The following is a 13026-nucleotide window of genomic DNA, read 5'->3' on the forward strand; positions in this document are numbered from 1 at the left end:
AACGCACCGTTAGTTGAAGTACATTTGTTCACAATACCAGGTCTATAATCCTGATTTATTTATCCCATTATATCTTTAAGCCGATTATTTTGTTTCTTAAAGAATAGCCAAAATGCCAAAAGGATAATAAACAAAGTAAATAGTAATATTGGGGTTTGGAAAATACTCCAAGTGCTTGGTCCGTAATAGGTTAATTGGTGATGTCTCTCAATAGTCTGTTCATACGAACTTTTATATTCATATTGAATAACCCACCGATTATTCGCCATTACCACAGTTCCTAAATCATACCCACTAGGAGTAATATTGTTATTTTCCCTGAGTATCCCTTCGCTCCCAATGACTATGGCAGCTTTATTGTACTCAATAGGATAGATAGTTGTTGGTTTCTGTTTTACAGAACCATTTTCCCTTAACCAATCCTTTACATCTTCTGCTGGAAAAACAGCTAACAATTTAAGTTTATCACTATATTTTTTATAAATGGTAAGGAGTTGTTTTTGTTCATTTTCATTCACTTCTGTTGAAGAACCAAGAATATGGAATACATCATCCATAATGTCTCCTTTTTCTCGGTCTACTATTTCTAGCTTTGTTGCTTCGTCTTTTTGTTCACTATACTTTATTACAGAGTGGAATAGAAAAATTACTCCCATTACCAAGGAGAGCAGTGTAGCTAGAAGTAAATAATCCGCAAGTTTCTTTTGACCATTGAAGAACCTTGATACTTTTTGGAATGGTCTCTTTACTTCCACTTTATACACTTCATCTATTTCATCATTAAGGTCAACATCATTTTTCATACTTTCTAATACTTCTCTACATTCGGTACACGAATTTATATGTTCCTCAATAAAAACTATACTATCTTTGCTACACAAGTTATCGATATAAGATGGCAGTAAATCTCTCACTATATTGCACTTATTGCCCATTTTTATCCTTACCCCTTTCCCTTAATTTCATCTTAGCCCTGTAAAAAGTAACCCTCGCCCAGTTTTCATTTTTTAGTTGAATTTCACCAATTTCTTTGAAGCTAAGACCACCCAAAATTCTCAAAAGTACCACTTCTTTGTATGGTTCTTCAAGTAAGTGTATTATTCGGTATAGGGCAATTTTGTCTTCCGAATGAATAAATTCAGCTTCAGGAGAAGTATGTAATGTCTCATCTCGAAACATATGTCTTTGTTGTTTCTTATTACGTTCAAGATGCTTATAATAGGAGTGCTTCGCTATTTGACAAAGCCAAACTGACATTTTACATTCACCATTATATCTATCAATAGATTTTACAGCTTGATAGAAAGTTTCTTGTGTTAGTTCTTCTGATAAATCTGCGTTGTGACAAAGACACATTAGAAATTTGAATACTTCTTCAGCATAATTGCTATAAATTTCATCTAATTCTCCCAAGCCTTTTCCTCCTTTCGTCTATATATCCGATTCAAGTCAATTTCGTTACAAGAAATATATTTATTTTATTAAATTTTTTATTGGCAACAGAAAACCGCCTAACAAAATGGCGGCTAAAGTATTAACATTCAACATAATCTAAAAAAAACCTGCTATTGAACTAACCTGCCCCGTTACTTGAATAAGAAAAAGGCTTCACTCCGTATTGAAGTAAAGCTACCCTTTAGCTGGAGAAAACTATTGTTTCTATACACCTTTTAAACCACCATAATGGTCAACAATCTTTTTTAACTCCTGTAATGTAGATTCCAAATAACTTTGGTCACTTTCAAATTCAAATTGTAGAATGTTTTCTTCAGAGGCTAATTCCTGAAAATATCCTTGTATGATAATTTGACCTAACTTATTAAAATCAAGTGCAAGTTTAAGAGTTGTCTCTGAGTTAGAAAACATCGCCTTTCCTTTTAATTCACGATAACATTTTTGTAGTTGCGTGTAGAACTCAAATACCTGACCAGTAGAAAACCATAGTTCGCCATTAACATAATAGTTTCCACTCTTTATGTCGATTTTTCCTTTAACATCATAACCGCCCAAATAACTTGTTTCATTAGGAAAACCATACACTTCGTTTAATTCAATTTGTATAAATCCCTGTTTACCATCAATTTTAAATTCATGCACTTTATCACTCATTTCATCCAGAAACATTAATTTAAGGATACCAAAATCGCCCAAAACATAACAGTTCCTTCTTCCACTAACCTGCCCGTTCGTATTAGCAATATAAGAAATTGCTGTTGAATAGCATAGAGTTCAGTTGTAATGATGCTTAACTTCCATTTTATCAAGATCATTTAAGCAAATAAAAAAAATCACTCATTCAAGTGATTTCCCTTATTTTTATTAAGCACCTTTGCGAAACGAAGCCCAGCCTTCATTCATAATTTTCGTTTCTAATTGCGGCCAGAAATAAAGCATTTCTTCACGAATCATCGTCATAATATCGCGCTGCCAATCCGTTAATTCACGACTGTAGTGTTCAATAAATAGCATGATATCTTTCTCTGGTTTTGGCGGGATTTTCTTACGTCTTTTCACAGGTAACTTTTTCGGCTTATTAGCTCCATCTAATGACCATAGCTCATCATACGGAGTTGGAGACGGCTTAATTTCTTCCTCTTCCTCCTCATCATCGATTGACCAAGAAAGTTTAGGTCTCATGAGCGATGGATCAATATGCTCTTCAATAGCCAGTACCGCATCAAGAAACGTTTCAACCTCTTTTTTGCCATGAAGAATTTCGTATTCACGAATACGGTCGGCAGTCGCTGCCATACTTTCTACCATATCGCGCTTTGTATTTTGAAAACGAATATTATTTTTGAAAAAATCACAATGAGCAAGTACGTGCGCCACAATTAATTTGTTTTGAATGAGTGAATTCGAGTCTAATAAAAAGGCATAGCATGGGTTTGAATTAATCACGAGTTCATAAATTTTACTTAACCCGAAATCATACTGAAGCTTCATTTTATGAAATTGTTTTCCGAAGCTCCAATGAGAAAATCGAGTAGGCATCCCATATGCCCCAAACGTATAAATAATTTCCGATGGACAAATTTCATAACGCATCGGGTAAAAATCAAGTCCAAACCCTTTTGCAATCTCCGTTATTTCACTAATCGCATATTCTAGAGCTCTTTGCTCCGTCCGATTCATGCAGATCCCCCTCGTCTTTTCGCCTTACCATAATGTATGACCAAATAGTAGGAAAATGACGAGAATCCTTACATAAGATATCTATCGCACCTCTTGAACCGATAAATTCAATAGCTTATTATTAGATAAACTATGCTTAATTTTGACCCTTACATTAAATTCTTTTCCCTGCTCCTTCACTAAAAATAGAAAACGATCTTCTACCGTTCCTTTTTCCAGAACTTTTCGTCCTTCATATTGATAATCCGTTACCTCATCGCCCGGATAATCTGCTTGCACGACCGCTATAGCAATCCTTCCATATTTCTCATAATTGTTACCTTGTTGAACAGATATAAAACCTGCTTGAGTCAGCATCATAAACATTAACACAATAAACGACCATTTTTTTAACACTGTACTTCCTCCCTTTAGTTTACTTACGGATAGTATCGGAATTACTCACTATTTTATTCCACTGACTGCTTCCTTAACGAGCATCATTCCTACCAATCGATTGCGTTTCCACTCTTCCGGAAAAACTGATAGCGGCGGATTCGTTTCCTCCACTAAATAACTTAATTCAATGGTCATGGCCGGCCGTTCAAATTCGGTTATAAACCAATCGGTAAAACCGCTTCCAACAGCATGCTTCTCAGGCTTTGAAAGCTTATATCCGGTCAATTCCGCCGTCTTTTTTGCCAATTCATAATCTCTTGCCATATGCTCCTGTTTATTATGGTAATGCCAAAAGATTTCACGCCCTGATGTATGATAACTAACTGCAACGAGCGGTTCTATACGATAGGTGAATTGGGCTAGAGCCTGAACTTCGACTGCTTCAAATGGTTTTTTCCCTTTATAAAATTGATAAAATGGTTGGGAGACATCTGTCTTCACTTCATCCCATCCAGCTGGATATTGACGATTTAAATCGATTCCCTTTGCATTAGCTTTCCATCTCGTCCAATCCATACTGTAATTATTTCGCTGCCACGTTACTATTTTTTCATAATGAGAAAAACCGGATAAATTACCTTGTTGAATCGATACACCATCGGGATTTATCATCGGTATGAACCAAATGCTTATCTCATCTAATAATTTCGTTGAATACTCTCCAAGTTGTTTCCCTTTTTCATAAGCCGTCCCATATTGTTCAAGCATTTTCACTAATAGATGTGTCGTTAGCCATTCTCGACCATGATGAGCACCTACCAGCAAAATAGACTGCTGCCCTTTCCCAAGCTTTACTGCCCAAATATCTCTTCCTTTTTCAGATTTCCCAATTGAATGCACCTCAATAGGAAGCGTTTGCTGCAGCCTCTTTAAATCCGCTTCCATCATTTCAAAGCTATATAAATTTTTGTCTTCATTCACGACTTTTGCCATTGCATGAAACGGGAAAGCAAACAAGCTGACCAAACATACTAAGATGATTCTTCTCATATCCTCACCATATTTTTTTATTCAGGTAAATACAAACAAGCCTATCTCTACCGTATCACCACATTTTGTCTGAAAAATTTTTATCCGAAATGAACAACATACGAATAGCTCCTTATTAAGGAGGAACTTTTAATGACAACTTCTATTTACGATACAGCTTTATTTTATATCCATCGCTCAGACTGGGATCAACTACTCATTTTAATGGTCCGGACCGAGGATCAGTTCTTGTCAAAGAAGATTGAACATTTCTTACACGCTTATCATTTCGAACACGATTATCAAATTATTGAAGCAAAATTGTACGCCTTATTGCGCTACCTGGATCATGCATCAGAAAAAACAATGTCCCACTATTTGCATGAACTTCCTATCTAAAATTCATCAATAGTGTTTACAGAACAGGACATTTTATACAATAGGGATTTTACTATGGCTGGTAACCCTTATAGCGAAAAAAAGAAGGAGCAAACACAAGTATGTGTCTGCCCCTTCTTTTTATGAACTGATTATAGTAAATAAAACCTATTATTTTGTCACGGCTTGAAACGCTTTTGCATACAGGTTAAGCTCGTCAATTAATTCAGCAACAGATTTTGCAGCTGCCTCATTTAGTCCATCATGTTCATAGTCGAACTGATCTGGATCTAACGCTAATTGTTTCGGAATAACATTCGCATACACACCGCGTCCAACGGTTCTCATGGAATTTAATGCGTTAATTCCGCCTTTTCCGCCACCCGCTACTGCTAGTAAAGCAACCGGTTTATTTGTAAACTGCTCAGCACTTAAGAAGTCTAATGCATTTTTCAAAGCACCGCTCATAGAATTATGATATTCAGGAGTGGCTAAAATCACGCGATCTGCTTCTTTGATTGCTTGTTGTAATTGTACAACCTCTTCTAATTGATATTGTTCCGCTTCACCTTTATATAATGGTAATGAAGATGTGCTTAAATCAATAAGTTCCGCTCCGTATGTTCTTGAAATAAAGCGAGATGCAATACCTGTACGTCCTTCTTTACGTGGTGATCCATTAATGATAACTAATTTCATATCCAAACTCCTCCAACTTGGCCATTGCGTGAACAACTTTCATGCAACCATATAAGTTTTAATGAGATGAAGAAACATAGTTCCTCATTCATTACAATGTTCTCACTTATAAAGTATAAACAAATAAGTTAATATTTCAAAATAATAGGCTTACAAAAAATAAATAAGAATATCCAGCTGCCAGTAAAACATGTTCATAAAAAGACGAAGAGTGTATCACCCTTCGTCCGCACTTGAACAGTAAGCCCTATTAACAGAGCCTGCTATTTAAATAAGTTCTTCAATATTTTTCATGAAAATATCGGTAACCTTCGAAAGCTTTTCTTTAGCTTCTTCCATCGATTTTCCTTGAATGCCGAAGTAAAATTTAATTTTTGGTTCCGTGCCGGATGGACGCAGGCAAACCCATGTACCGTCTTCCAAAATATACTTTAGTACATTGGAATTCGGAAGTTCAATCGTTTCCTCCATTTTTGTTTCCATTGATACTCTTTTTCTACTCTTATAATCCTCTTGAATAGACACCTTTTGTCCAGCAATCTCAGTCGGAGAATTTTGGCGGAAGTGTTCGAGAATTCCTTGAATTTGTCTTCCTCCTTCAATGCCTTTCAATGTAAGCGAGCGTAACCCTTCTAAATAGAATCCATATTTTCCGAAAATATGCATTAACCCTTCATAAAGTGTCATTCCTTGCTTTTTGTAATAGGCACACACTTCAACAGCCAATACAGCCGCTTGAATGGCATCTTTATCACGCGCAAAGTCTTTAATTAAATAGCCATAACTTTCTTCATAGCCAAATAAGAAGGTATTAGAACCGCTTTCTTCATATTCATGAATCTTCTCAGCAATAAATTTAAACCCTGTTAACACGTCAACCGTAGTCAAACCATGTGTATCTGCAATCGCTCGACCAATTTCTGATGTAACAATTGTTTTCAATACAACTCCATTTTTAGGAATTGCCCCTTTTGCTTGCTTTTGTGTGAGTAAGTAATCTAAAAATAACGCTCCTGTTTGGTTCCCCGTTAAAACTACATATTCCCCGTTTTCATTTTTTACCGCAATTCCAAGACGGTCAGCATCCGGGTCCGTTGCAATTAATAAGTCCGCATCCACTTCATTCCCTACTTCAATTGCTTTTTCAAACGCAGCATGCTCTTCAGGATTCGGAGATTTCACCGTTGAGAAATTCGCATCAGGCAGTTCTTGTTCTTTAACAATATGAACATTTTGATAGCCTAAATCATGTAATGCACGACGAACCGATTTATTGGCTGTACCGTGAAGCGGAGTGAATACAAGCTTCACATCTACTTCCTCGGCAAGCTGCGGATTTTCTGGCACTGTTAATAGCTGCTGATTATACGCTCGGTCAAGCCCTTCTCCGATTATTTCAATAAGCCCTTGTTGTTTAAGTTCGTTAACCTCTCTCACTTGAATAGAAAGCTCATTTTCAATGGCTTCTACATATTGAATAACAAGATCAGCGGCTGTTGGCGGCAGCTGCGCCCCGTCTGGTCCATACACTTTATATCCATTATATTCAGGAGGATTATGACTTGCAGTAATGACAATACCCGCAAAAGCCTGCAGCTCGCGAACAGCAAATGAAAGTTGCGGCGTTGGGCGCAATTCATCGAATACATACGCTTTAATCCCTTCTGTTGCTAACGTTTTAGCTGCTTCAAACGCAAACTCCGGCGATTTATGACGTGAATCATATGCAATCACAACACCGCGCTTCTTTGCTTCCTCTCCAAACGATTGAATATAGTCGGCTAAACCTTTTGTTGCTTTGCGAACGGTATACACATTCATTCGGTTTGTTCCAACACCAATTTCTCCTCGCATACCGCCTGTACCAAACTCTAAGTTTTTATAAAAGGCTTCCTCTAATTTTGCTTCATCGTGTTTGATTGCTTCTAATGCATTTCGTAATTCTTCATCCAGATTTGAATCACTTACCCACTTTTCAAATGTTGATTTCCATGTCATATACCAACAAGCCCCTCTCCATGCCTTTAGTATTAATTCTCTTATAACTAAAATTATCATAATATTTCCAGCAAATGAAGTGAATAACCTTTAAAGGCTTTATTATATTATTATAATTTTTTCATTTTTAGACTTCACTTTCATTTATAGAGACAAATCTTAGTTCATAAAAGAACATATATTTTACACAAGCGCTTTAAACATACTATAATTTCAACAGAAAAGAATAAAACAAAAACATAAAAGAGGGTCTTATACTGAGCTATATAGTAACTTCCATTTTTAGTTCTAACGGCATTTTTCATCCTCTATCGTTATATCATTTGGAACAAATCTAAGGAGGCCTAAGCTTCATGAAAAAAATGCTGATTCTTTCAACGGCTCTGATTGCCTTTACTGCCGTTATCTTAATTACAAATACAAAACAAGAAGAACAATCCACTAGCAACCCGTATGGTAAAAAAGAACTTCATCCTGCGACTATTAAGCAATTAACAGATCCTAATTATCAAAATTTAATTTTACCAGACGAATTAGCAGCGGATCTTCACAACAAAAAAAATAAGACCGTCTATTTCTATAGCTCTAAAGATTCTCATTCTCAACACATAACACCGATTGTCGCTCCACTAGCTGAGAAAATGGGAATTGATTTAGTTCAATTTAATCTATTAGAATTTAAAGAAAGTCAAGACGACTATCATATAGATATACTGCCAACAATCGTGTATTTTAAAAACGGAGTTGAAGTGGAACGTATAGTAGGCTCTAACGAGGAAGCCACCTTTCGAAAGTGGTTTGAAAAGAATGAAATCAATTAAAATCCAGGGTTTGTTAACGATTATGGTTAATAACACGTTCTCACACAAATGAGCCCCAATCTAATACAGAAAGAGCCAGCTTATATGAAAGAAGGACAAACCTTTCCCATTCATATAAACTAGCTCTTTCTTTAACATTTAAATTAAAAATTCGTTATCCGGCTGAGTGTACATCATATTTGTATTTTCAGGACTTTCCTTTTGAATACGATTAAAATGTTTATAATAAAAAGGAAAGAAAATCCCGTATTCATTCAAAAGTGTAATATTTTGCTCAAATTGTTTAACTAACTCAGAATCAACTGAAGAAACATCCTGTTCTTTTTTCTCAAGAATAACAATCATTACTTGTAAACATGCGATAACTTGAAAAGCCGCTCTTAACGTACCGCTATACGGAAAATCACTCTTATTCACTTGTAGTACACCAATCTCTTGAAAGTGTCGAATCTCTTCTTCTGTAAAAAATTTAGGAAACACAGAATCATAGAGATACGAGACAAGGTTAGCAATTTCTTGTTCCTGTTCTACCGTTGAAGAAAGTACAATCTTCATAAAAACACCACCTTCTTTAACACATTAGACCTATAGCCATATGTATAGATAATCTGTGTAACAATGCTTTCTCTAGAATAACATAATAACTGTAAAAAAACTGTGGGAATTATCCCCACAAACAAAAGAACAATAGGTCTAACGATAGGATAAAAATCCTTATATTGTTATCGGTGTACCTGCATTCACCAAGCTATCCATATTATATTTTGAAAGTAGGAAGAAAATTGATTCATACTAGTAAAAAAGCCAACCACTTACTTATAGAGGTCCCGGAAAAATGGAGTAAACTTACAATCGAGGATCTTTTTAAACAATACTGGCAAGCTCCCAAAAAACTCATACATGAGTGGAGAATGAGTAAAGAAGTAACGATAAATAACGAACAAATGCCTTGGTCAACGAAGCTTGTAAAAGGAGACGAATTGAGCATCCCTCTTTTTACAAATAATGCAACAGAAAATGTTCCCCCTACAAATTTACATATTTCTATTTTATATGAAGATGATCATATTTTAATTGCTAATAAACCCGCGCAAATGGATACTCATCCTTCTCAAGAACATGATCATAAAACATTGATTAACGGTGTTGCTTATTATCTGCAACAAACGGGCCAAAACTGTATGATCAAGCATATCCATCGTCTAGATAAAGACACAACAGGAGCAGTTCTTTTTGCCAAAAATCGTCTTGCCGGATCCATGTTGGATAAAATGCTGGAAGAACGGAAAATCAAACGAACATATTATGCTTTAGTAGAAGGAATTATGAAGCTAAACCAAGGAACCGTTCAAGAGAAAATCGGCCGTGATCGCCATCACGCTACAAGACGCAGAGTTTCACCTACAGGTCAAACCGCCCGAACAAACTATCAAGTGTTACAGCGTTACCCAGATCAAAATAGAACGCTCGTTAGCTGTACATTAGAAAGCGGAAGAACACATCAAATTCGAGTCCATTTCAGTTATATTCACCACCCTTTAGCAGGTGATACATTATACGGCGGAAAACGAACATTCCCCCGACAGGCTTTACATGCAAGAAAAATTGAATTCATCCACCCTATTACCGAAGAAAAAATTGTATGCATAGCTCCTTTTTTAGACAAACCAGCTATCTTTCCACATATATAAAGATAAAAAGAAGAGCATCCGCCAATGAAGCGGATGCTCTTCTTCCATTATGATACGTGATCCTTTTTCTTTTCTGGTTGTTTATAACCATTCGCCCAGAAATCAGCGTTCTTAATACCGAGTTCCGTCGAGTTAAAAGTAGGATCCAGTCCTTGCTTCTTCTGTTTCTCATAGTCTCTTAATGCGATAAACGCTGGTTTAGCCAATAGAACACAGGCAATTAAGTTCAACCATACCATAATTCCAAGTCCTATATCCCCTAATGTCCATGCTAGGGCAGCTTCTTTTACAGCTCCATAGAAAACAGCTGCTAAGAAAACAATTTTTAATACTACTGAAGCTATCTTACTACTTCTACCTTTTAATAAATAAGCTACATTGGTTTCAGCAATATAGTAATAAGCCATAATTGTTGTAAAGGCAAAGAATAGTAGAGCAACGGCTACAAATCCAGATCCAAAGCCAGGGAAGATTGTTTCAATAGCTTGCTGTGTATAACCAGGTCCTTCTTCTACACCTTCAATATTTTGAACAATATATTCTCCAGACTTTTCATCAATCGTATTGTACATGCCTGTAAATAAAATCATAAAGGCAGTCGCTGTACAGATTAAGAATACATCAAGATAAATCGAGAAAGCTTGTACTAAACCTTGTTTAGCTGGATGAGATACTTCAGCTGCCGCCGCCGGGTGAGCACCTGTACCTTGTCCAGCTTCATTAGCATAAATACCACGTTTTACTCCCCAAGCAATCGCAGAACCAAGAATACCACCAAACAACGAATCTGCTCCAAAGGCACTGCTAAAAATAAGACCGAACACAGTTGGAATTTGAGAGAAATTCATAATAACAACAATAATAGCTACAAGAACGTAAGCACCAGCCATAAACGGAACAACATATTGTGCAACATTAACAATCCTTTTTACTCCACCAAAAATAATAAGAGCTAATATGACAATAATAACAATACCGACCCAAAGTTTATTGATATGAAAGGCATTGTCAATAGCTACAGCAATTGAATTGGATTGTACTCCAGGCATTAGCACCGCCATCGCAATTGTAATAGCAATGGCCATAATGACCGCAAACCATTTCAACCCTAACCCTTTTTCAATATAATACGCGGGACCACCACGATACTCTCCATCTTGCTTCTCTTTATAGATTTGAGCTAGCGTCGACTCAACGAATGCTGTCGCTGCACCTAAGAATGTAATCATCCACATCCAAAAAACAGCCCCTGGTCCACCGAACGCAATCGCTGTTGCTGTACCTGAGATATTCCCTACCCCAATACGACCAGAGAGCGCCAACGCTAATGCTTGGAAAGATGAAACACCGGCATCAGAACTTTTCCCAACAATCAACAATCGCACCATATCTTTTACATGACGAATTTGTAGAAAACCAGAACGTACACTGAAATATAATCCCACTAGCACACAAAAGATAATCAGTGGTGGGCTCCATAAAAACTCACTAATTTTCGTTACTAATTCTTCCAAAGAAATCCCTCCCTTAGCCTATTCATGTTTTATTTATAAAATCAAGTATAAAGTATATCATTATATTAATTCAATATTTTTTTCAAAAATTAACAAAATTTTCTGAAATTTTTTTCCCTTAAATTGCCTTTTATCTCCTTATAAACGAACGTTGTTAATGAATAAGAGGCGAATATTCGCCAAAATTAGACACCCTTCAATATGTAAATGAGTAAATTGAACGGAATATGGATAAATATGTATCATAAGATATCATCAATGCTTTCCGCATCCTTTATTTAATCAAAAATAACTAAAACTATTTACTGAACGAATAGAATAGTAGATACATTAACCAATAATCAATCTATTTCTACGATTATTATTTTAAAAATAGTTTTTTCTCTAAATATTCCCTTTAAAAAGCATGGATTGTACATAAATTCGGCTCCCTTCAACAATGCTGAAAGGAGCCGAACTATCCACTCATATCATGCTTTAAAAAAGCAGCTCATCTGGATTGCTTCCAACCCGTTCATTTGCATGTAATCCATCAATTTCCTTCATTTCTTCAACACTTAACTCAAAATCAAATACTTGAGCATTTTCTTCGATTCTTGCAGGTGTCACAGATTTTGGAATCACGACAATCCCATGCTGAAGATGCCATCTAATAATAACTTGAGCTGAAGTTTTACCATGTTTCTTTGCAATCTCACCAATCGTTGGATTATCTAATAAAACTCCGCGTCCTAAAGGAGACCAAGCTTCTACCTGAATATCATGCTTTTGGCAAAACTCACGAATTTCCACTTGGGTTAAACGCGGATGAAGCTCAATTTGATTAATAACCGGTTTCATTTCACTAGACTTCAACAAGTTCTCTAAATGATGAATATGAAAGTTACTCACACCAATCGCTCTTACTTTTCCTTCTTTATATAGCGTCTCCAACGCTCTCCATGTGTCTACATATTTATCTTTACCCGGCCAATGAATTAAGTATAAATCTAAATAGTCTAGCCCTAATCGTTTTAAACTAGCGTCAAAAGCGGCTAATGTCGATTCATACCCTTGATCCGTATTCCATACTTTAGACGTTACAAAAATATCTTTACGTGGAATGCCGCTCTCTCGAATCGCTTGTCCTACTCCTTCTTCATTTTGATAAATCACAGCTGTATCAATGGAGCGATATCCTACCTCTAAAGCTTTTTTCACAGATTGTACTGTCTGACTTCCATTCTCTACTTTAAATACCCCAAAACCGAGCTGTGGAATTTCCACTCCATTATGTAAGGTGATGGTTTCTTTTATATTAGAGATCATTCGAACCCCTCCTTTTTTATTTTCCAATTATATCATAAAGGCCCTTTATATCCCAACTATCCAACTTGGGATTGA

At 36.1% G+C, this 13026-nt stretch carries 13 protein-coding genes and 2 pseudogenes; 3 read left to right on the forward strand and 12 right to left on the reverse strand.

Translation table 11 applies throughout. The features are described 5' to 3' along the window. Window positions 1-59: 59 nt before the first annotated feature. The 7 genes and pseudogenes from ACE199_RS18070 to ACE199_RS18100 form a co-directional block, all read right to left on the reverse strand. The gene (locus ACE199_RS18070) at window positions 60-803 is read right to left on the reverse strand and encodes a hypothetical protein (RefSeq protein ID WP_375351095.1); all 744 of its coding nucleotides are present in this window, start codon (window positions 801-803) and stop codon (window positions 60-62) included. A 27-nt stretch (window positions 804-830) separates the two neighbouring features. Beyond that, window positions 831-935: pseudogene (locus tag ACE199_RS18075) on the reverse strand (zf-HC2 domain-containing protein); the annotation flags it as partial. After that, window positions 925-1413: an RNA polymerase sigma factor gene (locus ACE199_RS18080; RefSeq protein ID WP_127761327.1), complete on the reverse strand. Its 489-nt coding sequence runs from the start codon at window positions 1411-1413 to the stop codon at window positions 925-927. The gene ACE199_RS18080 and the pseudogene ACE199_RS18075, both read right to left, overlap by 11 nt. A 246-nt stretch (window positions 1414-1659) precedes the next feature. After that, on the reverse strand, window positions 1660-2151 hold the full coding sequence (locus tag ACE199_RS18085; RefSeq protein WP_375351051.1) for a WapI family immunity protein: 492 nt from the start codon (window positions 2149-2151) through the stop codon (window positions 1660-1662). 183 nt (window positions 2152-2334) lie between these two features. Then, window positions 2335-3135: pseudogene (locus ACE199_RS18090) on the reverse strand (SpoVR family protein); the annotation flags it as partial. Window positions 3136-3216: 81 nt separating this feature from the next. Continuing rightward, a complete protein-coding gene (locus tag ACE199_RS18095) occupies window positions 3217-3531 on the reverse strand; it encodes a DUF3889 domain-containing protein (protein ID WP_375351052.1) in 315 nt (104 codons plus the stop codon). A 48-nt stretch (window positions 3532-3579) separates the two neighbouring features. Continuing rightward, window positions 3580-4563, reverse strand: coding sequence for a M14 family zinc carboxypeptidase (locus tag ACE199_RS18100; RefSeq protein ID WP_375351053.1), 984 nt, complete (start codon window positions 4561-4563; stop codon window positions 3580-3582). Between the two features lie 132 nt (window positions 4564-4695). Between ACE199_RS18100 and ACE199_RS18105 the strand changes: the two genes are divergently transcribed. Then, entirely contained in the window at window positions 4696-4941 is a 246-nt protein-coding gene (locus ACE199_RS18105; RefSeq protein WP_127759149.1) for a YhdB family protein, read from the forward strand. A 150-nt stretch (window positions 4942-5091) separates the two neighbouring features. Here the strand turns inward: ACE199_RS18105 and ACE199_RS18110 are convergent, their stop codons facing one another. After that, window positions 5092-5619 carry an NADPH-dependent FMN reductase gene (locus ACE199_RS18110; protein ID WP_375351054.1) on the reverse strand — a complete coding sequence of 176 codons (528 nt, stop codon included), beginning with the start codon at window positions 5617-5619 and terminating at the stop codon, window positions 5092-5094. Window positions 5620-5886: 267 nt separating this feature from the next. Next, on the reverse strand, window positions 5887-7617 hold the full coding sequence (locus tag ACE199_RS18115; protein WP_375351055.1) for a phospho-sugar mutase: 1731 nt from the start codon (window positions 7615-7617) through the stop codon (window positions 5887-5889). A gap of 353 nt (window positions 7618-7970) precedes the next feature. Between ACE199_RS18115 and ACE199_RS18120 the strand changes: the two genes are divergently transcribed. Further along, window positions 7971-8438, forward strand: coding sequence for a thioredoxin family protein (locus ACE199_RS18120; protein WP_375351056.1), 468 nt, complete (start codon window positions 7971-7973; stop codon window positions 8436-8438). Between the two features lie 138 nt (window positions 8439-8576). Here the strand turns inward: ACE199_RS18120 and ACE199_RS18125 are convergent, their stop codons facing one another. Beyond that, window positions 8577-8993: a DUF5365 family protein gene (locus ACE199_RS18125; RefSeq protein WP_375351057.1), complete on the reverse strand. Its 417-nt coding sequence runs from the start codon at window positions 8991-8993 to the stop codon at window positions 8577-8579. Between the two features lie 230 nt (window positions 8994-9223). On the opposite strand from ACE199_RS18125, the gene ACE199_RS18130 reads away from it, so the two are divergent. After that, a complete protein-coding gene (locus tag ACE199_RS18130; RefSeq protein WP_375351092.1) occupies window positions 9224-10129 on the forward strand; it encodes an RluA family pseudouridine synthase in 906 nt (301 codons plus the stop codon). 47 nt (window positions 10130-10176) lie between these two features. On the opposite strand, the gene ACE199_RS18135 is transcribed toward ACE199_RS18130, so the two are convergent. After that, complete coding sequence (locus ACE199_RS18135) at window positions 10177-11643, reverse strand: alanine/glycine:cation symporter family protein (RefSeq protein WP_375351058.1); 1467 nt, start codon at window positions 11641-11643, stop codon at window positions 10177-10179. A 477-nt stretch (window positions 11644-12120) separates the two neighbouring features. Then, on the reverse strand, window positions 12121-12951 hold the full coding sequence (locus ACE199_RS18140; RefSeq protein WP_375351059.1) for an aldo/keto reductase: 831 nt from the start codon (window positions 12949-12951) through the stop codon (window positions 12121-12123). Between the last annotated feature and the right edge of the window lie 75 nt (window positions 12952-13026).

This window comes from Peribacillus sp. Hz7 (genome assembly GCF_042136355.1).
Lineage (GTDB): Bacteria > Bacillota > Bacilli > Bacillales > DSM-1321 > Peribacillus > Peribacillus asahii_A.

Excerpts from the sequence above, each read along its gene's own strand:
- ACE199_RS18070 (WP_375351095.1), bottom strand. The coding sequence starts at position 803 with ATGAAAAATGATGTTGACCTTAATGATGAAATAGATGAAGTGTATAAA.
- ACE199_RS18100 (WP_375351053.1), bottom strand. The coding sequence starts at position 4,563 with ATGAGAAGAATCATCTTAGTATGTTTGGTCAGCTTGTTTGCTTTCCCG.
- ACE199_RS18105 (WP_127759149.1), top strand. The coding sequence starts at position 4,696 with ATGACAACTTCTATTTACGATACAGCTTTATTTTATATCCATCGCTCA.
- ACE199_RS18110 (WP_375351054.1), bottom strand. The coding sequence starts at position 5,619 with ATGAAATTAGTTATCATTAATGGATCACCACGTAAAGAAGGACGTACA.
- ACE199_RS18115 (WP_375351055.1), bottom strand. The coding sequence starts at position 7,617 with ATGACATGGAAATCAACATTTGAAAAGTGGGTAAGTGATTCAAATCTG.
- ACE199_RS18120 (WP_375351056.1), top strand. The coding sequence starts at position 7,971 with ATGAAAAAAATGCTGATTCTTTCAACGGCTCTGATTGCCTTTACTGCC.
- ACE199_RS18125 (WP_375351057.1), bottom strand. The coding sequence starts at position 8,993 with ATGAAGATTGTACTTTCTTCAACGGTAGAACAGGAACAAGAAATTGCT.
- ACE199_RS18140 (WP_375351059.1), bottom strand. The coding sequence starts at position 12,951 with ATGATCTCTAATATAAAAGAAACCATCACCTTACATAATGGAGTGGAA.